This is a genomic window from Escherichia sp. MOD1-EC5950 (assembly GCF_002965345.1).
GTDB classification, from domain to species: Bacteria; Pseudomonadota; Gammaproteobacteria; order Enterobacterales; family Enterobacteriaceae; genus Escherichia; species Escherichia marmotae.
This window is the reverse complement of record NZ_PTSR01000005.1, coordinates 35,611-58,337: the sequence shown is the minus strand read 5'-3', so window position 1 is coordinate 58,337 and position 22,727 is coordinate 35,611. Positions and strand designations below refer to the sequence as shown.

Below are 22,727 nucleotides of genomic sequence, written 5' to 3'. Positions count from 1 at the left end.
ACGGTTCGGGCGCAGATTTCCAGGCCTGATAAGACGCGGCAAGCGTCGGTGCACTCCGCCACGTCATAATCAATTTTTGAGGATGGTGAACGTCCTGTTAAATCGACGTCCGGCCAAACGCCCCCTGCCAGTCCTGCTCAAACTTCGCCACGGCGGCATCGACCGCCGGATAGCTAATCATCTGCTGCGCAACATCCAGCGGCAGCGTGATTGACTCACATCCTGCCAGTAAGCAGTCCAGCGCCTGACGCGGGGTTTTGAAACTCGCCGCCAGCACTTTCGCCTGTGGTGCATGCATTTTCAGCAACTGATGCAAATCGGTCACGGTCTGAATACCACTTCCGCCCTGGGCATCAATACGGTTCACGTAAGGCGCAACATATTCCGCACCCGCCAGCGCTGACAGCAGACCTTGCGCCGCACCATACACCGCCGTGCCCAACGTTGGGATCCCTTCCGTCTTTAACATCTTGATGGCTGCCAGCCCCTCGGCGGTCACCGGTACTTTAACCACGATATCCGCAATAATAGAACGCAGTTTGCGTGCATCGTTCAACATGCCTTCAGCGGTGGTAGCCATTACCTGGGCAAACAAACGCCCCTGCCCCCCCATCGCTTCGTGAAGTTCCGGAAGCACAACCTCCAGCGGCTTTTTGCCTGCAGCGATAATGCTTGGGTTAGTGGTCACACCCGCCAGCGGGAAAACACGCGCCAGCGCCTTCACTGCAGCAACGTCTGAAGTATCCAGATACAGTTCCATAGCCATCCTCAAATGTACTTTTGTATGAAATCAGACTATCACGAAAAAACCCTCTGAACAGTTGATGCACATCAATTTAACTTTCATTCGAAAGCTATTTAATGTTTGAACGAAACAGAGGGGCATCTATGATCTTCAATATTCAACGCTACTCGACCCACGACGGTCCCGGTATCCGCACCGTAGTTTTTCTTAAAGGCTGCTCATTGGGCTGCCGCTGGTGTCAGAACCCGGAAAGCCGCGCCCGCACGCAGGATCTGCTGTATGACGCACGTCTGTGCCTGGAAGGCTGCGAGCTGTGCGCTAAGGCGGCCCCGGAAGTGATTGAGCGAGCGCTGAATGGTTTACTTATCCATCGTGAAAAGTTAACGCCTGAGCATCTGAGCGCGCTGACCGACTGCTGCCCAACTCAGGCACTGACCGTATGCGGTGAAACAAAAAACGTTGAGGAGATCATGGCGACCGTCCTGCGCGACAAACCGTTTTACGATCGCAGCGGCGGCGGTTTAACGCTTTCTGGCGGGGAGCCGTTTATGCAGCCGGAAATGGCGGCGGCGTTACTGCAAGCCAGCCACGAAGCCGGTATTCATACCGCAGTGGAAACCTGTCTGCATGTGCCGTGGAAATATATCGCGCCTTCCCTGCCTTATATCGATCTGTTTCTTGCCGATTTAAAACACGTTGCCGACGCACCGTTTAAACAATGGACCGACGGTAACGCCGCCAGAGTGTTGGATAACCTGAAAAAACTTGCGGCGGCAGGGAAAAAAATCATCATCCGCGTACCGCTGATTCAGGGCTTTAATGCCGATGAAACCGCAGTGAAAGCCATTACCGATTTTGCCGCCGATGAACTACAGGTTGGTGAAATTCATTTCCTGCCCTACCACACGCTGGGCATCAACAAATATCACTTACTTAATCTGCCCTATGACGCCCCGGAAAAACCGCTTGATGCGCCAGAACTGCTCGACTTTGCCCAGCAGTATGCCTGCCAGAAAGGGTTAACCGCGACCTTACGAGGATAACAATCATGACAACACTGAAACTGGATACGCTCAGCGACCGCATTAAAGCGCACAAAAATGCGCTGGTACATATTGTGAAACCACCGGTTTGTACCGAGCGCGCACAGCACTATACCGAGATGTATCAACAACATCTCGATAAGCCAATCCCGGTTCGTCGCGCGCTGGCGCTGGCGCATCACCTGGCTAATCGCACCATCTGGATCAAACACGATGAGTTGATCATCGGCAACCAGGCAAGCGAAGTCCGCGCCGCGCCGATCTTCCCGGAATATACCGTGTCGTGGATCGAAAAAGAGATTGATGATCTGGCGGATCGTCCCGGCGCTGGTTTTGCGGTGAGCGAAGAGAACAAACGTGTTCTACATGAAGTCTGCCCGTGGTGGCGCGGTCAAACCGTACAGGATCGCTGCTATGGCATGTTTACCGATGAGCAAAAAGGCCTGCTGGCAACCGGCATCATTAAAGCGGAAGGCAATATGACCTCCGGCGATGCGCACCTGGCGGTCAATTTCCCGCTGCTGCTGGAAAAAGGGCTTGATGGTCTGCGCGAAAAAGTAGCGGAGCGCCGCTCGCGTATTAACCTGACGGTACTGGAAGATTTGCACGGCGAGCAATTCCTGAAAGCCATTGATATCGTGCTGGTGGCAGTCAGTGAACACATTGAACGTTTCGCCGCCCTGGCGCGTGAAATGGCAGCCACCGAAACCCGCGAAAGCCGTCGCGATGAGCTGCTGGCAATGGCCGAAAACTGCGATCTCATCGCCCACCAGCCACCGCAGACTTTCTGGCAAGCGCTGCAATTATGCTATTTCATCCAGTTGATTTTGCAGATCGAATCCAACGGTCACTCGGTATCGTTTGGTCGTATGGATCAGTATCTCTATCCGTACTATCGTCGCGACGTTGAACTCAACCAGACGCTGGATCGTGAACACGCCATTGAGATGCTGCATAGCTGCTGGCTGAAGTTGCTGGAAGTGAACAAAATCCGCTCCGGTTCGCACTCCAAAGCCTCTGCCGGTAGCCCGCTGTATCAGAACGTCACCATCGGTGGGCAAAACCTGGTTGATGGTCAGCCGATGGATGCAGTGAATCCGCTCTCCTACGCAATCCTCGAATCCTGTGGTCGCCTGCGTTCAACTCAGCCTAACCTCAGCGTGCGTTACCACGCGGGAATGAGTAACGATTTCCTCGATGCCTGCGTGCAAGTGATCCGCTGTGGCTTCGGGATGCCGGCATTTAACAACGATGAAATCGTGATCCCGGAATTTATTAAACTCGGTATTGAACCGAAGGACGCTTACGATTACGCGGCAATTGGCTGTATCGAAACTGCCGTCGGCGGCAAATGGGGCTATCGCTGCACCGGCATGAGCTTTATCAACTTCGCCCGCGTAATGCTGGCGGCGCTGGAAGGTGGTCGTGATGCCACCAGCGGCAAAGTGTTCCTGCCACAAGAAAAAGCGTTGTCAGCGGGTAACTTCAACAACTTCGATGAAGTCATGGACGCGTGGGATACACAAATCCGTTACTACACGCGCAAATCGATCGAAATCGAATATGTCGTCGACACCATGCTGGAAGAGAACGTACACGATATTCTCTGCTCGGCGCTGGTGGATGACTGCATTGAGCGAGCGAAAAGTATTAAGCAAGGCGGCGCGAAATATGACTGGGTTTCTGGCTTACAGGTCGGTATTGCCAACCTGGGTAACAGCCTGGCCGCTGTGAAAAAACTGGTGTTTGAACAAGGCGCGATTGGTCAGCAACAGCTTGCTGCCGCGCTGGCGGATGACTTTGAAGGGCTGACTCACGAGCAACTGCGTCAGCGTCTGATTAATGGCGCGCCGAAGTACGGCAACGACGATGATACCGTCGATACACTGCTGGCTCGCGCTTATCAGACCTATATCGATGAACTGAAGCAGTACCATAATCCGCGCTACGGTCGTGGCCCGGTTGGCGGTAACTATTACGCAGGTACGTCGTCTATCTCCGCGAACGTACCGTTTGGTGCACAGACGATGGCGACACCGGATGGGCGTAAAGCACATACGCCTCTGGCGGAAGGTGCAAGCCCGGCCTCCGGCACCGACCACCTCGGCCCAACGGCGGTGATTGGTTCGGTAGGTAAACTGCCTACGGCGTCGATTCTTGGTGGTGTACTGCTCAACCAGAAACTGAATCCGGCGACACTGGAGAATGAGTCCGACAAGCAGAAGCTGATGGTTCTGCTGCGTACCTTCTTCGAAGTGCATAAAGGCTGGCATATTCAGTACAACATCGTTTCCCGCGAAACACTGCTGGAAGCAAAAAAACATCCTGATCAGTATCGCGATCTGGTGGTACGTGTAGCAGGCTATTCCGCCTTCTTCACCGCGCTCTCTCCTGACGCTCAGGACGATATCATCGCCCGTACCGAACATATGCTGTAGTCCTCTCCGCCCGGTAGCCGTCGTTACCGGGCTAAATCATTCACATAATCAATTCTCCCTTACTTTCATTCGAAATATAATTTGTGCTCCACGTCACATTGTTATTACACTGTTACGGTTTCATTTTTGAGCCAGGAGCACACATATGAGCGTAAAAGTTATCGTCACAGACATGGACGGTACTTTTCTTAACGATGCCAAAACGTACAATCGGGCACGTTTTATGGCGCAATATCAGGAGCTGAAAAAGCGCGGCATCGAGTTCGTTGTCGCCAGCGGTAACCAGTATTACCAGCTCATTTCCTTCTTTCCTGAGCTAAAGAATGAGATCTCTTTTGTCGCGGAAAATGGCGCGCTGGTCTACGAACATGGCAAGCAGTTGTTCCACGGCGAACTGACCCCGCATGAATCTCGAATTGTCATTGGTGAACTGCTGAAAGATAAACAGCTCAATTTTGTTGCCTGCGGTCTGCAAAGTGCATACATCAGTGAAAATGCCCCTGAATCATTCGTTGCATTGATGGCAAAACACTACCATCGCCTGAAACCGGTAAAAGATTATCAGGATATTGATGATGTTCTGTTCAAGTTTTCACTTAACCTGCCGGATGAGCAGATCCCGCTGGTAGTTGACAAACTGCACGTTGCGCTCGACGGCATAATGAAACCCGTTACCAGTGGCTTTGGGTTTATCGACCTGATTATTCCCGGCCTGCATAAAGCGAACGGCATTTCACGGTTACTGAAACGCTGGGATCTGTCGCCGCAAAATGTGGTGGCAATTGGCGACAGCGGTAACGACGCAGAGATGCTGAAAATGGCGCGTTATTCTTTTGCGATGGGCAATGCAGCGGAAAACATTAAACACATCGCCCGTTACACTACCGATGATAATAATCATGACGGCGCGCTGAATGTGATTCAGGCGGTGCTGGATAACACAGATCCTTTCAATAAGTAATCTTCCCCTGGCCGGAGCGCCCCCTCCGGCCTCTCTCTTTTTTCTCGCTTTGTGCAGTGACTCAAAATCTTTATCTTGCGTTAACTTATTTTTAACTTAAAGTATCAATCGTAATCATTTTTACTTTCGAATGAAAGATGCGAGGTTGATATGACTTTTACCTGTGAGACACTGCCAACAGATACGAAAGCGGCTATCCGTAAGATGAAAGCGGAGCTGCGACAGCAGATCGGTGATGTGCAACATGTCTTCGATAAACTCTCAGCAAAAATCGAAGCGCGTGTAGCAGAAATAGATGCCCTGAAAGCACAAGGATTGCCGGTTTGGCCGGAGATCTCTTATAGGAATATTGCAGCCGGTACAGTAAACAATGTCACTCGCAATGAAATTAAGCGCCGCGGTTGTGCGGTAATAAAAGGCCATTTCCCTCGTGAGCAGGCGCTGGCGTGGGATCGCGCAATGCTCGACTACCTTGATGCCAATCACTTTGATGATGTGTATAGAGGTCCTGGCGACAGTTTTTTCGGTTCGCTGGAGGCTTCTCGCCCCGAAATCTATCCCATTTACTGGTCACAGGCGCAGATGCAAGCGCGGCAGAGCGACAATATGTCTGCGGTTCAATCTTTCCTTAACCGCCTGTGGAAATCTGAAAGCAACGGCAAACAATGGTTTGATCCCGATGTCAGCGTGATTTATCCGGACAGAATTCGCCGTCGCCCACCAGGCACGACGTCCAAAGGTCTGGGCGCACACACCGATTCTGGTGCTCTGGAACGCTGGCTATTACCCGCTTATCAGCGCGTTTTTGCCAATGTTTTCAACGGTAATTTTGATGATTATGATCCGTGGGATGCTGCGCATCGTACCGATGTAGAAGAATACACCGTAGATAACACCACCAAATGTTCGGTGTTCCGCACGTTTCAGGGCTGGACGGCGCTCTCCGATATGTTGCCTGGCCAGGGATTATTACATGTGGTGCCAATCCCGGAAGCGATGGCATACGTTTTACTGCGTCCGTTACTGGATGACGTACCGGACGACGAGCTGTGCGGTGTCGCGCCTGGTAAGGTTCTGCCAATTTCAGAGAAATGGCACCCATTGTTGATAAAAGCACTCACGTCAATTCCGGCAATAACAGCAGGGGATTCCGTCTGGTGGCACTGCGATGTGATTCACTCCGTCGCGCCGGTAGACAATCAACAAGGCTGGGGGAACGTGATGTATATTCCCGCCGCGCCGATGTGCGAGAAAAACCGGGCTTATGCGCACAAGGTCAGAAAGGCACTGGAAAAAGGCGTCTCGCCGGGTGACTTCCCACGTGAAGATTATGAAGCAAACTGGGAAGGCCGCTTTACGCTGGAGGATCTGAACGTTCACGGTAAACGCGCGCTGGGCATGGACGTGTGAAAGTTGATAGATTAGTGGAAGTGAGGTTAAGGAAGTCGGTTCGATGTTACTCAGAGAGCTGACAACGTGCGCTTTGTTAATGCCGGATGCGACCTACAAAATCTTGCAGATTCAATATATTGCAGGGACTGCGTAGGCCTTATAAGCGTAGCGCATCAGGCAATCTTGCGTTTGTCCTCAGCCGCCGTCACCCCGACTGTATCGGGGTGACGGGCAATAACTTACTCGATCCCTCTGCTACGCAGATAATCTTCGTAGTTGCCGCTAAAGTCGATCACGCGTTCCGGAGTGATTTCCAGAATACGGGTCGCCAGGGAGCTTACGAACTCACGGTCGTGAGAAACAAAGATCAGCGTGCCCTGATACAGTTCCAGTGCCATGTTCAGCGACTCGATGGATTCCATATCCAGGTGGTTGGTCGGTTCGTCCATGATCAGAATATTCGGTTTCTGCATCATTAACTTACCAAACAACATACGGCCTTTTTCACCACCGGAAAGTACTTTAGCAGGCTTTTTGATGTCGTCCTGGCTGAACAACAAACGACCGAGAATGCTGCGTACCGCCTGCTCGTCATCGCCTTCCTGTTTCCACTGGCTCATCCATTCAAACACGGTCAGATCATTATCGAACTCATATTCATGATCCTGTGCGTAGTAACCAATACGCGCATTTTCTGACCATTTTACAGTACCATTGTCCGGTTCCAGATCCCCTACCAGCGTTTTCAGCAGGGTCGATTTACCGACGCCATTGGTGCCGAGTACTGCCAGCTTTTCACCCACTTCCAGCAGCAGGTTGATATTTTTAAACAGCGGACCGTTATCAAACCCTTTAGTCAGGCCTTCTACTTCCAGCGCATTACGGAACAGCTTCTTATCCTGCTCAAAACGAATGAACGGGTTCTGACGGCTGGAGGCTTTCACCTCTTCCAGTTTGATTTTATCAATCTGACGCGCACGTGAAGTCGCCTGACGAGATTTCGATGCGTTGGCGCTAAAGCGGCTTACAAAGGACTGCAACTCGGCAATCTGCGCTTTCTTCTTGGCGTTATCAGCCAGCAGGCGTTCGCGTGCCTGGGTCGCCGCCGTCATGTACTCATCGTAGTTACCCGGATAAACGCGCAGCTCACCGTAATCCAAATCCGCCATGTGCGTACAGACCATATTGAGGAAGTGACGGTCGTGCGAAATGATGATCATGGTGCTGTCACGCTCGTTCAGCACCTGCTCCAGCCAACGAATGGTATCGATGTCCAGGTTGTTGGTTGGTTCGTCGAGCAGGAGAATATCAGGATCGGCAAACAGCGCCTGCGCCAGCAACACACGCAGTTTCCAGCCTGGAGCCACTTCGCTCATTGGACCGTAGTGTTGCTCCACTGGAATACCCACGCCAAGCAGCAGCTCACCGGCGCGTGCTTCCGCAGAATAACCGTCCATTTCGCCGTATTTCACTTCCAGATCGGCAACTTTGTAGCCATCTTCTTCGCTCATTTCCGGCAAAGCATAGATGCGGTCGCGCTCCTGTTTCACTTCCCACAACTCTTTATGCCCCATGATCACCGTATCCAGCACGGTGAACTCTTCAAAGGCAAATTGATCCTGGCGCAGTTTACCAATGCGCTCGTTGGGATCGAGGGAAACGTTGCCCAGCGTCGGCTCTAAGTCGCCGCCGAGGATCTTCATAAAGGTGGATTTACCACTACCGTTCGCGCCAATCAGGCCGTAACGGTTGCCGCCGCCAAATTTGACGGAAATGTTTTCAAACAACGGCTTACTGCCGAACTGCATGGTGACGTTACTGGAAACTAACACAGGCGTATCCTGAAAAGAGATATGACAAACCGCGTATTATGCCATAAGTCTGAAAGAAGATCCCGCTCGCCGCTTAAGGTCTACACTCTTCCCAAAGGCAAAAAATGTGATTTCGTACACATCTGATTTCACTGTTAGCAGGAATGAACATATAATGCGCTTCCAATACTCTAATATTCTCAACCTAATGGCCTGCCAGGCACGAAATCTCGCTTAACATGAATATGAAATTGAAAACGTTATTCGCAGCGGCCTTCGCTGTTGTCGGCTTTTGCAGTACCGCGTCAGCGGTAACTTATCCTCTGCCAACCGACGGGAGTCGCCTGGTTGGTCAGAATCAGGTGATCACCATTCCAGAAGGCAATACCCAGCCGCTGGAGTATTTTGCGGCCGAGTATCAGATGGGGCTTTCCAATATGATGGAAGCGAACCCTGGTGTGGATACCTTCCTGCCGAAAGGCGGCACCGTCTTGAACATTCCGCAGCAACTGATCCTGCCAGACACGGTTCATGAAGGTATTGTAATTAACAGCGCAGAGATGCGTCTGTATTACTATCCGAAAGGGACTAACACCGTTATCGTGCTGCCGATCGGGATTGGTCAGTTAGGTAAAGACACGCCTATCAACTGGACCACCAAAGTAGAACGTAAGAAAGCCGGCCCGACCTGGACACCGACCGCCAAAATGCATGCGGAATACCGTGCAGCAGGCGAACCGCTTCCGGCTGTTGTTCCGGCTGGTCCGGATAACCCAATGGGGCTGTACGCTCTGTACATCGGTCGCCTGTACGCTATCCACGGCACCAACGCCAACTTTGGTATCGGCCTGCGTGTAAGCCACGGTTGTGTGCGTCTGCGTAACGAAGATATCAAATTCCTGTTCGAGAAAGTGCCTGTTGGTACGCGCGTACAGTTTATTGATGAACCAGTGAAAGCGACCACCGAGCCAGACGGCAGCCGTTATATTGAAGTCCATAACCCGCTGTCTACGACCGAAGCTCAGTTTGAAGGTCAGGAAATTGTACCAATTACCCTGACGAAGAGCGTACAGACCGTGACCGGTCAGCCAGATGTTGATCAGGCGGTTCTGGACCAGGCTATTCAAAACCGTTCCGGGATGCCAGTTCGTCTGAATTAATCTTCAAAACTTAAGCAAAAGGCGGACTGATAATCCGCCTTTTTTATTTTCCAGCGCTTATCCAACCGGGAGCATAACTAACAAAACGTATCCTACCAGCGCCGCCCACAACAGCATTGGTATCGAATAGAGATGGAAACGCCACCAGATACGACGATCGTTCGCCATACGCAGTGCAATCAAATTTGCCAGCGATCCCGGTAACAAACCAAAACCCCCGACATTTACCGCCCAGGCCAGTAACAACGACGGCGGCACATAGTTCAGCAGCAAAATTGTGCCCGGCACATTACTGATCACCTGCGATAAACCAATTGCCGTTAGCCATAATCCGGGTTCGGATAAATGACTCACGTGACTCAACACGCCCTGTAAAGCTGGAAGTTGGGTCAGCAAATGGACGTCGATAAACATCGCCATAAACACCAGCAGCAGCGTCCAGTCCACACTCAACACCACGCGACGTGCCAGCAGCGCAAATCCCGCTGCTACAATCACCAGCCCCCATAGCTCTTGTTTCAACTCAAGCGCCGTAAGAAAAACGATATACAGTCCCAGACAACTCCACACCAGTCGCGGCTTCCACTCCGGCGTTTGCGTACCAGTATGATACTGCAACGCCCTTCCAGGGAAACAACACCAGCACAGCAGCAATAGTGTCAGCATCATCACGCCAGCCAGCGGTGCCATTTGTGCAATAAAACCGGCGAACGAAAGGCCAGAGCGTCCCCAGATAAGAATATTTTGCGGGTTGCCTATCGGCGTCAGCAGCGATCCGGCATTCACCGCCAGCGCCTCGAATATAATCAACCGATTAACCGGGATCTCACACAGTCTCTTTAGCGTAATGGTCAGCGGAACAACAATGAACAGCGCAACATCGTTAGTCAGAAACGTAGAAAGTAGCGCCGCCGCCAGCACCATAAACATTGCCAGTCGACGTTCAGTGGCAAAATAGCGCACCATTTTACGCCCCAGCACATCAAAATAACCGCTTAACTCCACACCTTTGGTCAGCAGCATCAGGCCACTTAAGGTGATGATGGTGTGCCAGTCGATAGCGCCAGGCCAGGACTTTGGTGCGAAAGGAACGAAAAAACTTAATCCGATACCAACAAGAATTAATAACTGAAAAAAACGATCGCCTTGTAGCGTGCGTAAAAAAGGCAGGCTCATTTGGCACCGTGTTTCTGGGTAAACAAACGAAAGGCGTCCAGCGTCTCTTCACTGACATGGTGTTCCATACCTTCCGCGTCACGACGGGCGATTTCCGGGCTGACGCCCAACACCAGCAAGAAATTTTCGACAATCTGATGCCGCTCACGGCTTTCCTGCGCCAGCTTTTCCCCTTCCGCAGTCAAAAACACGCCTCGCCAGGGGATCATTTCAATTAGCCCCATTGTTGCCAGCCGCTTGAGCATTTTAGCCACCGTCGGTTGAGAGACGCCCAGACGGGCGGCCATATCAACCTGACGTGCTTCTCCTACTTCTCTAATCAAATCAGAAATCAGCTCAACGTAATCGTCGATAAGCTCGCGACGATGTGCCTCTCTGACCTGGCGAAACCCTTCAACGTGCTCTTCCACGTTCACTAACTGCGTCACTTTTTTTACTGTTGGCGTACCTGCGCGACGACTCATTGTGCTTCCTCATTATGGTGACACATATATAGCGCTCTCATTTCGTGCGCACATTGTAAACCAGAGTTGTGAAGGCACAAAAATTTAACGTTTTAGCAATAGCTATATAATATAGCCTGTGCTATATCTGTATGTAATGCAATCATCCCTCATGGATCGACGGGATTAGCAAGTCAGGAGGTCTTATGAATGAGTTCAAGAGGTGTATACGCGTGTTTAGTTACTCCCCCTTTAAAGTGCGGTTAATGCTGCTCTCGATGTTGTGCGATATGGTCAACAACAAACCGCAGCAAGATAAACCCTCCAATAAATAGCGGCGTCGCGGTACGCCGCTTCACTCCAGCTTTTAGCAGAAACATTGTTTGGCTTGAAAAACCCCACTTTTTGTCGGATTTGCTATCCTCTTCGCAAAAGATTTTTTCGTCAGTAGTTGACCTGAGCGGCGGCTCGCTCTATCTTCTTGCAGCCCTGCGTATATTGCGGCTCGCGGATGCGGACCACTCCACTCTCTTCTCGCACTCTTGCAGGTATTGACCCTTGACGCCAGGGTGAGCACATGGCGTTTGTTACGATAGTGGCATATGAATTTAACCCTCAAAGAATCGCTTGTTACCCGTAGCCGGGTATTTAGCCCGTGGACTGCGTTCTACTTTTTACAGTCGCTATTAATTAATCTCGGCTTAGGCTATCCCTTCAGTTTGCTCTACACCGCCGCGTTTACGGCTATTTTGCTTTTGCTATGGCGGACATTGCCTCGCGTGCAAAAAGTCCTGATCGGCGTCAGTTCGTTAGTGGCAGCTTGTTATTTCCCCTTTGCTCAGGCCTACGGCGCGCCTAACTTCAATACATTGCTGGCATTGCACTCCACAAATATGGAAGAGTCGACTGAAATCCTGACGATTTTTCCGTGGTACAGCTATCTGGTCGGCTTATTTATTTTTGCGCTCGGCGTGATTGCTGTCCGGCGAAAAAAAGAGAGTGAAAAAGCGCGCTGGAATAAATTCGACAGCCTGTGCCTGGTATTCAGCGTGGCGACATTTTTTGTCGCTCCGGTTCAAAACCTGGCCTGGGGCGGCGTATTTAAACTGAAAGATACTGGCTATCCGGTATTTCGTTTTGCTAAGGATGTCATCGTTAACAATAACGAGGTAATTGAAGAGCAAGAACGGATGGCGAAACTTTCCGGGATGAAAGACACCTGGACGATTACGGCAGTTAAGCCGAAATACCACACTTATGTGGTGGTGATCGGTGAAAGTGCGCGGCGCGACGCGCTTGGTGCCTTTGGCGGCCACTGGAACAACACCCCGTTTGCCAGCAGCGTTAACGGCCTGATTTTTGCTGATTACATTGCCGCCAGTGGTTCCACGCAAAAATCGCTCGGCTTAACGCTTAACCGCGTGGTCGATGGCAAGCCACAGTTTCAGGATAACTTTGTCACCCTTGCCAACCGCGCGGGTTTTCAGACATGGTGGTTTTCCAATCAGGGACAAATTGGTGAATACGATACCGCCATCGCCAGCATCGCCAAACGTGCGGATGAAGTGTACTTCCTGAAAGAAGGGAATTTTGAAGCCGATAAGAACACCAAAGACGAAGCGTTGCTGCAAATGACCGCTCAGGTGTTGGCGGAAGAACACTCGCAACCGCAACTGATTGTTTTACATCTGATGGGCTCACATCCGCAGGCCTGCGACCGGACACAAGGCAAATACGAAACCTTCGTACAATCGAAAGAAACGTCATGCTATCTCTACACCATGACGCAAACGGACGACTTACTGCGCAAACTTTATGACCAGTTACGCAACAGCGGTAACAGTTTCTCTATGGTTTACTTTTCTGACCACGGTCTGGCCTTTAAGGAACGCGGTAAAGAAGTCCAGTATCTGGCTCACGACGATAAATATCAGCAAAATTTCCAGGTGCCTTTTATGGTCATTTCAAGCGACGATAAAGCGCATCGGGTAATTAAAGCACGCCGTTCAGCCAATGACTTCTTAGGCTTTTTCTCACAGTGGACGGGGATAAAAGCGAAGGAAATTAACATCAAATACCCGTTTATTTCTGAAAAGAAAGCCGGGCCGATATACATCACAAACTTCCAGTTACAGAAGGTGGATTACAACCATCTCGGAACCGATATATTCGATCCCAAATCTTGAGACAAAAAAAATCCGCCCCGAGAGGCGGATTTTTTATATCACCGAAGTGATTAGAAGCGGTAACCAACACCGGCAATCCAGGTGCCTACGTCAACGTTACGAATACGGCTCTGCTCGTAAGAGAAGTCCAGAGCAACGTTTTCGATTGGGTTGAACTGCAGACCCGCACCGTAGGAGAAGCCGTAGTCGCTGGTGTCGTGTTTGAAGGTCGGGTAGTTAGTATCCTGGAATTTACCGTAACCAACACCGACTACACCATAGATGCTCGCCCAGTCATTGATACGGTATGCCGGACCTGCGGTGATGCCGTAGTACTGGGTTTTGTTGTAATCGCCTGCACTGTTAGTACGACTTTTTTCAGTGTAAGTGAAAGAACCGATCACACCCAGCGGGCTGTTGTCTTCTTCATAGCGGTATTTCAGGTTGAAACCGCCCATTTTGTTCATTTTGCCCTGAGCGTCGCTCTGAGCATAACCACCAGTAACGGTAGAAGTAGCAGCTACGGAAGTACCTGCGGTGAAAGCCAGAACTGCGGCCAGTGCTGAAAGACATGCAATTTTTTTCATAACCACCTCAAATGTGATTCAAATAAGTCCTAAGCTTTAAATATATCAAAAATTAATGGGAAACTCTTCGCGATTTGTGATGTCTAACGGGCCATTTCATGTAACAGAACGTTTCCACATGCCGCTATCCATCTAAATTTAAATCATTTTTTCAGTGAATTGCGTAAGTATTACGCATATTTTCACTCTCACTCATCCAGATTATTCCTAATCATCAGACTAATGAGTCAATCAATCCTGGCGCATTTTAGTCAAAACGGGGAAAAATTTTTCAACAAATGCTCAACCAGCCTGCGGTATATCCAGTACACTCCACGCTTTACCTTACTATACAAACTTATGGGAGAAATGATGCCAGGGTCATTACGTAAAATGCCGGTGTGGTTACCGATATTAATATTGCTCGTTGCCATGGCATCTATTCAGGGTGGAGCCTCATTAGCAAAATCTCTTTTTCCACTGGTTGGCGCGCCCGGGGTTACTGCACTGCGTCTTGCTCTGGGGACACTGATTCTTATCGCTTTCTTTAAGCCGTGGCGGCTGCGTTTTGCCAAAGAACAACGGTTGCCACTGTTGTTTTACGGTGTATCGCTGGGTGGAATGAACTATCTTTTTTATCTTTCTATTCAGACCGTACCACTAGGAATTGCGGTTGCGCTGGAGTTCACCGGACCACTGGCGGTGGCGCTGTTCTCCTCGCGTCGTCCGGTAGATTTCGTTTGGGTTTTGCTGGCAGTGCTCGGTCTGTGGTTCCTGCTGCCGCTGGGGCAAGATGTTTCCCATGTCGATTTAACCGGCTGTGCGCTGGCTCTCGGTGCCGGTGCTTGTTGGGCTATCTACATATTAAGTGGGCAACGTGCGGGTGCTGAACACGGCCCTGCAACGGTGGCAGTTGGCTCGCTGATTGCAGCGTTAATTTTCGTGCCAATTGGCGCGTTACAGGCAGGAGAGGCTCTCTGGCACTGGGCAGTGGTTCCATTGGGTTTGGCTGTCGCAATCCTCTCGACCGCTCTGCCCTACTCGCTGGAGATGATTGCCCTCACCCGTTTGCCGACGCGAACATTTGGCACTCTGATGAGCATGGAACCGGCGCTGGCCGCCATTTCCGGGATGATTTTCCTCGGTGAGATGCTGACGCCGATACAGCTTCTGGCACTCGGCGCTATCATTGCCGCTTCAATGGGCTCCACGCTGACAGCACGCAAAGAGAACAAAATAGAAGAATTAGATATTACTTAAATTTACAATTCTGCATGGTTATGCATAACCATGCAGAATATTCCGCTTTTTTTCACCCGCTACGGCCTTATATATCCGGTTATACAAAAGCATATTTATTCCGAAAGCTTCTGATGAACAAATAAATAAGAATCGTTCTTATCATTACATATAACTTACTGAATTTATATCAGATTTTATTTTTCACGTTTATTACCGCTATTAGTGCGATAGGAACAGCCACAATAGCGAAATACATAGCCGGTGCTATACTTAATCCCGTTAATTGCTGGGACATAACATCAAGAGGATATGAAATTATGAGTACCGCTAAATTAGTTAAATCAAAAGCGACCAATCTGCTTTATACCCGCAACGATGTCTCTGACAGCGAGAAAAAAGCAACAGTAGAGTTGCTAAATCGTCAGGTTATCCAGTTTATTGATCTTTCTTTGATTACTAAACAAGCGCACTGGAATATGCGCGGCGCTAACTTCATTGCCGTACATGAAATGCTGGATGGCTTCCGTACAGCCCTGATTGATCACCTGGATACCATGGCGGAACGTGCGGTACAACTGGGCGGTGTTGCCCTTGGCACCACTCAAGTTATCAATAGCAAAACACCGCTGAAAAGCTACCCGCTGGACATCCACAACGTTCAGGATCACCTGAAAGAACTGGCAGACCGTTACGCGATTGTCGCCAATGACGTACGTAAAGCAATCGGGGAAGCAAAAGATGATGACACTGCGGATATTCTGACCGCCGCTTCCCGCGACCTGGATAAATTCCTGTGGTTTATCGAATCTAACATCGAATAAATCCATCGCTGATGGTTCAAAACTTTAGTACGCAATGAAACGGCTTCCTGACAGGAGGCCGTTTTGCTTTGCTGCCCTTCTTAATGCACTTTTTTAGTGCATTCATCTACCGTTCCCGGCTGAATAAGTAAATTTTTTGTATCCACAACATCACACAATCGTTACATAAAGATTGTTTTTTCATCAGGATTTACGCTAAATGATCATTGTGCTGACTGCACAATTTTAGCGCACCACTTTGGTGCCCCAGAATGGTGCAATCTGGGGGCATTGCCCCATAGATCGTGCAGTAAGATTTCGTCGCATCTCGAAAAATCAACGGGTTGCAAAACTGGCACGATTTTTTCATATATATGAATGTCACGCAGGGGATCGTCCCGTGGATAGAAAAAAGGAAATGCTATGAAGTCTGTATTAAAAGTTTCACTGGCTGCACTGACCCTGGCTTTTGCGGTTTCTTCTCATGCCGCGGATAAAAAATTAGTTGTCGCGACAGATACCGCTTTCGTTCCGTTTGAATTTAAACAGGGCGACAAATACGTGGGCTTTGATGTCGATCTGTGGGCGGCAATTGCTAAAGAACTGAAGTTGGATTACGAACTGAAACCGATGGATTTCAGCGGCATTATTCCGGCATTACAAACCAAAAACATCGATCTGGCACTGGCGGGCATCACTATTACCGACGAGCGTAAAAAAGCGATCGATTTCTCTGACGGCTACTACAAAAGCGGCCTGTTGGTGATGGTAAAAGCCAACAATAACGATGTGAAAAGCGTGAAAGATCTCGACGGTAAAGTTGTTGCAGTGAAGAGCGGCACGGGTTCCGTTGATTACGCAAAAACTAACATCAAAACCAAAGATCTACGTCAGTTCCCGAATATCGATAACGCCTATATGGAACTGGGCACCAACCGCGCAGACGCTGTTTTGCACGATACACCAAACATTCTGTACTTCATCAAAACCGCCGGTAACGGCCAGTTCAAAGCGGTAGGTGACTCCCTGGAAGCTCAGCAATACGGTATTGCGTTCCCGAAAGGTAGCGACGAACTGCGTGACAAGGTCAACGGCGCGTTGAAAACCCTGCGCGAGAACGGAACTTACAACGAAATCTACAAAAAATGGTTCGGTACTGAGCCGAAATAATTATTGCCTTTAATTTATGGCCCGGTGGCCTTTTGCATACCGGGCCTGCGTTTCGCCCAGCCAGTCTTCTGGCTCAGGGTATTTACACCACGGTAACAGGAACAACATATGCAGTTTGACTGGAGTGCCATCTGGCCGGCCATTCCGCTTCTGATCGAAGGCGCTAAAATGACTCTGTGGATTTCTGTCCTCGGTCTGGCTGGCGGCCTGGTGATCGGCCTGGCGGCTGGTTTTGCACGCACCTTCGGTGGTTGGATAGCCAACCACGTCGCGCTGGTCTTTATTGAAGTGATCCGCGGGACACCTATCGTCGTCCAGGTAATGTTTATCTACTTCGCCCTGCCGATGGCGTTTAACGACTTACGTATCGATCCGTTTACTGCGGCGGTGGTCACCATCATGATCAACTCCGGCGCGTACATCGCGGAAATTACCCGTGGAGCGGTATTGTCAATCCACAAAGGTTTTCGTGAAGCCGGGCTGGCGCTCGGTCTTTCACGCTGGGAAACCATTCGCTACGTGATTTTACCGCTGGCACTGCGCCGTATGCTGCCGCCACTGGGCAACCAGTGGATCATCAGCATTAAAGACACCTCGCTGTTTATTGTGATCGGCGTGGCGGAACTGACCCGTCAGGGACAAGAAATTATTGCCGGTAACTTCCGCGCCCTTGAGATCTGGAGCGCCGTAGCGGTGTTCTATCTGATTATTACCCTGGTGCTGAGCTTTGTTCTGCGTCGTCTGGAAAGAAGGATGAAAATCCTGTGATTGAATTTAAAAACGTCTCCAAGCACTTTGGGCCAACCCAGGTGCTGCACAATATCGATTTGAACATTAGCCAGGGCGAAGTGGTGGTGATTATCGGACCATCCGGTTCGGGTAAATCGACCCTGCTGCGCTGCATCAACAAACTGGAAGAAATCACCTCCGGCGATCTGATTGTCGATGGCCTGAAGGTTAACGATCCGAAAGTTGACGAGCGTCTGATTCGCCAGGAAGCAGGCATGGTGTTCCAGCAGTTTTACCTCTTCCCGCACCTGACTGCGCTTGAAAACGTAATGTTTGGCCCGCTGCGCGTGCGTGGTGCAAACAAAGAAGACGCAGAAAAACTGGCGCGTGAACTGCTGGCAAAAGTTGGCCTCGCGGAACGCGCGCATCACTACCCTTCCGAGCTTTCTGGTGGTCAGCAACAGCGTGTGGCGATTGCCCGTGCGCTGGCGGTGAAGCCGAAAATGATGTTGTTCGATGAACCGACATCGGCTCTTGATCCGGAACTGCGCCATGAAGTGCTGAAGGTCATGCAGGATCTGGCAGAGGAAGGTATGACGATGGTGATCGTAACCCACGAAATCGGTTTTGCCGAAAAAGTGGCTTCACGTCTTATCTTTATCGACAAAGGCCGGATTGCGGAAGATGGCAATCCACAGGTGTTGATCAAGAATCCGCCAAGCCAGCGTTTGCAGGAATTTTTACAGCACGTCTCTTAATAAGACCCATTGCCTGATGTGCTACGCTTATCAGTCCTACAGAATATATAGCAACTTATTGAAATTGCATAAATTTGTAGGAGCGTTCACGCCGCATTCGGCAAAAAAGCCCGCACGTTATCAGCAACCTGCTTAATATCCCTTCCTCCCTTTCACCCGAAAGGGAGGAACACCAGATTCCTCTCATTTAAAATTCCCCCTCCCTCAGCATCTATACTTATCTTTTTGCTCTATTTTCTCACTGGAGGAGTCATGCGGTGGATCCTGTTCATCCTCTTCTGCCTGCTGGGCGCACCTGCCCACGCGGTATCCATACCCGGCGTTACAACCACAACGACAACGGCCCCAACGACTGAACCGGCTCCGGAACCGGATATTGAACAAAAAAAAGCGGCCTATAGTGCACTGGCGGATGTACTGGATAATGACACCTCACGCAAAGAGCTGGTCGATCAGTTACGCACCGTCGCCGCCACGCCCCCCGCGGAACCCGTACCGAAGATCGTGCCGCCAACGCTGGTTGAAGAGCAAACCGTGCTACAAAAGGTGACCGAAGTCAGTCGCCATTATGGTGAAGCTCTCTCCGCACGCTTCGGGCAACTTTATCGCAATATTACTGGCTCCCCACATAAACCGTTTAATCCGCAAACCTTCAGCAACGCCCTTACCCATTTTTCCATGCTGGCCGTTTTAGTGTTTAGTTTTTACTGGCTGGTTCGCCTGTGCGCACTGCCGTTATATCGCAAAATGGGTCTGTGGGCGCGGCAGAAAAATCGTGAGCGCAGTAACTGGTTGCAGCTTCCGGCGATGATTATCGGTGCGTTTATTATCGACCTGCTGTTACTGGCACTGACATTATTTGTCGGTCAGGTTTTAAGCAACAACCTGAATGCGGGCAGCCGCACCATTGCTTTTCAACAGAGTCTGTTTCTCAATGCTTTCGCCCTGATTGAATTTTTCAAAGCTGTTTTACGCCTGATTTTCTGCCCGAACGTTGCTGAACTGCGTCCATTCTCTATTCAGGATGAGAGTGCCCGCTACTGGTGCCGCCGCCTTAGCTGGCTAAGCGGCCTGATTGGTTATGGCCTGATTGTGGCTGTACCGATTATCTCAAACCAGGTGAATGTGCAAATCGGGGCACTTGCGAACGTCATCATCATGCTGTGTATGACGGTGTGGGCGTTGTATCTGATATTCCGTAATAAAAAAGAGATTACCCAGCATTTGCTCAACTTCGCGGAACACTCACTGGCCTTTTTCAGTCTGTTTATTCGTGCTTTTGCGCTGGTGTGGCACTGGCTGGCAAGCGCCTATTTTATCGTGCTGTTTTTCTTCTCGTTATTTGACCCAGGAAACAGCCTGAAATTTATGATGGGCGCGACGGTGCGTAGCCTGGCGATTATTGGGATCGCGGCGTTTGTTTCCGGTATGTTTTCTCGCTGGCTGGCAAAAACCATTACCCTTTCGCCACACACTCAGCGTAACTATCCGGAACTGCAAAAACGGCTGAACGGCTGGCTGTCGGCGGCGCTGAAAACGGCACGTATTCTGACAGTGTGCGTAGCGGTGATGCTACTATTCAGCGCCTGGGGACTGTTCGATTTCTGGAACTGGCTGCAAAACGGCGCGGGGCAGAAAACGGTGGATATCCTGATCCGCATCGCTCTCATCCTTTTCTTCTCGGCAGTTGGCTGGACGGTACTCGCCAGTTTGATCGAAAATCGGCTGGCTTCGGATATTCATGGTCGCCCGCTGCCCAGCGCCCGCACGCGTACCCTGCTGACACTGTTTCGCAACGCGCTGGCGGTGGTAATCAGTACCATCACCATTATGATTGTGTTGTCGGAAATTGGCGTCAATATTGCGCCGCTACTGGCAGGAGCCGGAGCGTTAGGGCTGGCGATTTCCTTCGGTTCGCAAACGCTGGTGAAAGATATTATTACCGGGGTGTTTATTCAGTTTGAAAACGGCATGAATACCGGAGATTTAGTCACCATCGGGCCGCTGACCGGCACGGTTGAACGCATGTCGATTCGATCCGTGGGCGTGCGCCAGGATACCGGGGCTTATCACATTATTCCGTGGTCCTCGATAACCACCTTTGCCAACTTTGTCCGCGGCATTGGCTCTGTGGTGGCGAATTACGATGTTGATCGTCATGAAGATGCCGATAAAGCCAATCAGGCGCTAAAAGATGCCGTGGCGGAAGTGATGGAAAATGAAGAAGTTCGCGGGCTGATTATCGGTGAACCTAACTTTGCCGGAATTGTTGGCTTAAGCAATACCGCGTTTACACTGCGTGTTTCGTTTACCACGCTGCCACTCAAACAGTGGACGGTACGTTTTGCCCTCGACAGCCAGGTAAAAAAACATTTCGACCAGGCGGGTGTTCGCGCACCGGTACAGACTTATCAAGTGCTGCCTGCTCCGGGCGTTACCCCGGCAGAACCATTACTACCGGGAGAACCGACACTTTAACGCTGACGATTGGCAAAACGACGACGCTGTTCGTCGTTCATAAAGGTCCAGGCAATGAAGCGGCTCTGCTTTTGCCCCTGGGCCATCTCTTTTTTGACCACTTTTACCGCGCCAACATCCGTCAGAGCACGATACAACGGCGGTAAGTTTTCGCCACGAGAAACCAGCGAGGTGAACCACATTACCTGCTTCGCAAAGCCTTTACTCTCTTCAATCATCTTTTTGATGAAAGCCACTTCACCGCCTTCGCACCACAGCTCCTGCTGCTGACCGCCAAAGTTCAACGCATCGTCTCTGTTTAATCCGAGATTACGCCGTTTGCGCTCGCTACCAGCACGCGCTGCCGCGGCAGAGTCGTGGAACGGCGGGTTACACAAGGTTGCGTCATATTGCTCATTTTTATGGATAATGCCGTTAAAAATAGCACTATTCTCTTTTTGCCGACGCAGGCGGATGGCGCGGTTAAGCCCCGGATTGGCGCTGATGATCGCCTGCGCGCTGCTTAACGCCTGATTGTTAGTTTCAGTACCGGTAAAACGCCAGCCATATTCATGTACGCCAATCAGCGGATAAATACAGTTCGCGCCAACGCCGATATCCAGAATGCTGGCACTGGCCGGAATTGTTCCGGTCGCCTCAGCCAGTAAATCGGCAAGATGATGAATATAATCCGCCCGGCCAGGTACTGGCGGACACAGAAAACCGTCAGGAATATCCCAGTTCGCCACGGCATAAAAATGTGCCAGCAACGCCTTGTTGAGCGCCTTCACCGCCAGCGGATTGGCGAAGTCTACGCTTTGCTCACCGGCAGGGGTAAGCGTGAGAAATTGCTTCAGTTCAGGATTCACCTGACAGAGCGTGGCGAGATCGTAGCGGCTGTGATGACGGTTGCGCGGGTGCAACCCCGGTTTCTGGGCGGACATAGCATTCTCCTTTAAGCAGCGGCGTAAGATACCCGCATAACGCGGCAGGGTAAATATCTGGCTGCGTTTAACATGACTCAAAACCTTAACCTGACTGCATTTTTCAGCAATTCACCATAAAAATCAGTACCCTGCATGTCATTGATTTGTCTGGTTTTGTAAAAATATATCGTTCAAAAAACAAGCACATCTCTGTCAATTTTTTGCGTCATTCTCATCACGCAGGAGACCTACACTTATCAGGCACTACTCGTTGTATTTATGAGGATGTCATTATGAAAAAGTGCCTCGCACTACTGCTTGCCACCGTCCTGAGCGGAATCACCTTCACGGCTTATGCCGCGCAACCTCTGAGTAACCAGGACAGCGGTCAACTACGGCCAGCCGGAACCGTTTCGGCAACCGGTGCATCTAACCTAAGCGATCTGGAGGAAAAACTGGCAGAAAAAGCGCGCGAACAAGGCGCGAAAGGTTATGTCATTAATTCCGCAGGCGGAAATGATCAGATGTTCGGTACTGCAACCATCTACAAATAACCACACCAACGCAACTGCATTCGCCTCTGGATGCAGTTTTCGCCTGTTTTGTAAGCAAAAAACATCAAATATGAACACAATGTAAATAAATGTATTTATTTTTCACGCAATGGGTGATAGAAAATCGCGCCAGGTGATAATGCTTATCAAAATTATTATCACTTCAAGATTACTATTACGGGATTAACAGT

Annotated in this window: 21 protein-coding genes; 14 read left to right on the top strand and 7 right to left on the bottom strand. The window is 50.4% G+C overall.

Annotated features, from left to right (window positions below):
- Positions 1-97 precede the first annotated feature (97 nt).
- Positions 98-760 (bottom strand): fructose-6-phosphate aldolase, encoded by a 663-nt coding sequence (gene fsa, locus BEA93_RS08310; RefSeq protein ID WP_105224615.1) that lies wholly within the window; start codon positions 758-760, stop codon positions 98-100.
- 128 nt (positions 761-888) lie between these two features.
- On the opposite strand from fsa, the gene BEA93_RS08305 reads away from it, so the two are divergent.
- The 4 genes from BEA93_RS08305 to BEA93_RS08290 all read left to right on the top strand — a co-directional run bounded on the left by BEA93_RS08305 (position 889) and on the right by BEA93_RS08290 (position 6,597).
- Positions 889-1,788, top strand: coding sequence for a glycyl-radical enzyme activating protein (locus tag BEA93_RS08305; protein WP_001516054.1), 900 nt, complete (start codon positions 889-891; stop codon positions 1,786-1,788).
- Between the two features lie 5 nt (positions 1,789-1,793).
- Positions 1,794-4,226 (top strand): glycyl radical protein, encoded by a 2,433-nt coding sequence (locus BEA93_RS08300; RefSeq protein WP_000209339.1) that lies wholly within the window; start codon positions 1,794-1,796, stop codon positions 4,224-4,226.
- 145 nt (positions 4,227-4,371) lie between these two features.
- Positions 4,372-5,187: a sugar-phosphatase YbiV gene (gene ybiV / locus BEA93_RS08295; protein WP_016248513.1), complete on the top strand. Its 816-nt coding sequence runs from the start codon at positions 4,372-4,374 to the stop codon at positions 5,185-5,187.
- Between the two features lie 150 nt (positions 5,188-5,337).
- Positions 5,338-6,597 carry a DUF1479 domain-containing protein gene (locus tag BEA93_RS08290; protein WP_105224616.1) on the top strand — a complete coding sequence of 420 codons (1,260 nt, stop codon included), beginning with the start codon at positions 5,338-5,340 and terminating at the stop codon, positions 6,595-6,597.
- Between the two features lie 221 nt (positions 6,598-6,818).
- On the opposite strand, the gene BEA93_RS08285 is transcribed toward BEA93_RS08290, so the two are convergent.
- Positions 6,819-8,411 (bottom strand): ABC-F family ATPase, encoded by a 1,593-nt coding sequence (locus tag BEA93_RS08285; RefSeq protein WP_000961451.1) that lies wholly within the window; start codon positions 8,409-8,411, stop codon positions 6,819-6,821.
- Positions 8,412-8,629: 218 nt separating this feature from the next.
- On the opposite strand from BEA93_RS08285, the gene ldtB reads away from it, so the two are divergent.
- Positions 8,630-9,550, top strand: a complete 921-nt coding sequence (gene ldtB, locus BEA93_RS08280) for a L,D-transpeptidase (protein WP_001056379.1) — start codon at positions 8,630-8,632, stop codon at positions 9,548-9,550.
- 57 nt (positions 9,551-9,607) lie between these two features.
- Here ldtB and BEA93_RS08275 read toward each other — a convergent pair whose 3' ends face one another.
- On the bottom strand, positions 9,608-10,726 hold the full coding sequence (locus BEA93_RS08275; RefSeq protein WP_105224617.1) for an anion transporter: 1,119 nt from the start codon (positions 10,724-10,726) through the stop codon (positions 9,608-9,610).
- On the bottom strand, positions 10,723-11,190 hold the full coding sequence (mntR, locus tag BEA93_RS08270; RefSeq protein ID WP_000091026.1) for a manganese-binding transcriptional regulator MntR: 468 nt from the start codon (positions 11,188-11,190) through the stop codon (positions 10,723-10,725). Before mntR ends, BEA93_RS08275 begins: the two co-directional genes overlap by 4 nt.
- Before the next feature lie 185 nt (positions 11,191-11,375).
- Here mntR and mntS point away from each other — a divergent pair, with 185 nt between their 5' ends.
- Together mntS and opgE are read left to right on the top strand one after the other, a co-directional pair.
- On the top strand, positions 11,376-11,504 hold the full coding sequence (gene mntS, locus BEA93_RS08265; protein WP_001001759.1) for a manganase accumulation protein MntS: 129 nt from the start codon (positions 11,376-11,378) through the stop codon (positions 11,502-11,504).
- A 267-nt stretch (positions 11,505-11,771) separates the two neighbouring features.
- Positions 11,772-13,355, top strand: a complete 1,584-nt coding sequence (gene opgE / locus BEA93_RS08260) for a phosphoethanolamine transferase (protein ID WP_001054649.1) — start codon at positions 11,772-11,774, stop codon at positions 13,353-13,355.
- A 50-nt stretch (positions 13,356-13,405) separates the two neighbouring features.
- Here opgE and ompX read toward each other — a convergent pair whose 3' ends face one another.
- Positions 13,406-13,921 carry an outer membrane protein OmpX gene (gene ompX, locus BEA93_RS08255; RefSeq protein ID WP_001516050.1) on the bottom strand — a complete coding sequence of 172 codons (516 nt, stop codon included), beginning with the start codon at positions 13,919-13,921 and terminating at the stop codon, positions 13,406-13,408.
- 52 nt (positions 13,922-13,973) lie between these two features.
- Positions 13,974-14,039, bottom strand: a complete 66-nt coding sequence (locus BEA93_RS25025) for a protein YliM (RefSeq protein ID WP_120795379.1) — start codon at positions 14,037-14,039, stop codon at positions 13,974-13,976.
- A gap of 233 nt (positions 14,040-14,272) precedes the next feature.
- Between BEA93_RS25025 and rhtA the strand changes: the two genes are divergently transcribed.
- The 6 genes from rhtA to ybiO all read left to right on the top strand — a co-directional run bounded on the left by rhtA (position 14,273) and on the right by ybiO (position 21,077).
- A complete protein-coding gene (gene rhtA / locus BEA93_RS08250; protein ID WP_001119539.1) occupies positions 14,273-15,160 on the top strand; it encodes a threonine/homoserine exporter RhtA in 888 nt (295 codons plus the stop codon).
- Positions 15,161-15,459: 299 nt separating this feature from the next.
- On the top strand, positions 15,460-15,963 hold the full coding sequence (gene dps, locus BEA93_RS08245; protein WP_000100800.1) for a DNA starvation/stationary phase protection protein Dps: 504 nt from the start codon (positions 15,460-15,462) through the stop codon (positions 15,961-15,963).
- A 402-nt stretch (positions 15,964-16,365) separates the two neighbouring features.
- On the top strand, positions 16,366-17,112 hold the full coding sequence (glnH, locus tag BEA93_RS08235; protein ID WP_001516049.1) for a glutamine ABC transporter substrate-binding protein GlnH: 747 nt from the start codon (positions 16,366-16,368) through the stop codon (positions 17,110-17,112).
- Between the two features lie 108 nt (positions 17,113-17,220).
- Positions 17,221-17,880 carry a glutamine ABC transporter permease GlnP gene (gene glnP / locus BEA93_RS08230; protein WP_001159054.1) on the top strand — a complete coding sequence of 220 codons (660 nt, stop codon included), beginning with the start codon at positions 17,221-17,223 and terminating at the stop codon, positions 17,878-17,880.
- The gene (gene glnQ, locus BEA93_RS08225) at positions 17,877-18,599 is read left to right on the top strand and encodes a glutamine ABC transporter ATP-binding protein GlnQ (RefSeq protein WP_000569100.1); all 723 of its coding nucleotides are present in this window, start codon (positions 17,877-17,879) and stop codon (positions 18,597-18,599) included. Before glnP ends, glnQ begins: the two co-directional genes overlap by 4 nt.
- 252 nt (positions 18,600-18,851) lie before the next feature.
- Complete coding sequence (ybiO, locus tag BEA93_RS08220; protein WP_105224618.1) at positions 18,852-21,077, top strand: mechanosensitive channel protein; 2,226 nt, start codon at positions 18,852-18,854, stop codon at positions 21,075-21,077.
- Here ybiO and rlmF read toward each other — a convergent pair.
- Positions 21,074-22,000, bottom strand: a complete 927-nt coding sequence (gene rlmF, locus BEA93_RS08215; RefSeq protein ID WP_157942459.1) for a 23S rRNA (adenine(1618)-N(6))-methyltransferase RlmF — start codon at positions 21,998-22,000, stop codon at positions 21,074-21,076. The genes ybiO and rlmF overlap by 4 nt on opposite strands.
- Before the next feature lie 275 nt (positions 22,001-22,275).
- On the opposite strand from rlmF, the gene mcbA reads away from it, so the two are divergent.
- Positions 22,276-22,536, top strand: coding sequence for a DUF1471 family periplasmic protein McbA (gene mcbA, locus BEA93_RS25020; protein WP_001516045.1), 261 nt, complete (start codon positions 22,276-22,278; stop codon positions 22,534-22,536).
- The last annotated feature ends 191 nt before the right edge of the window (positions 22,537-22,727 follow it).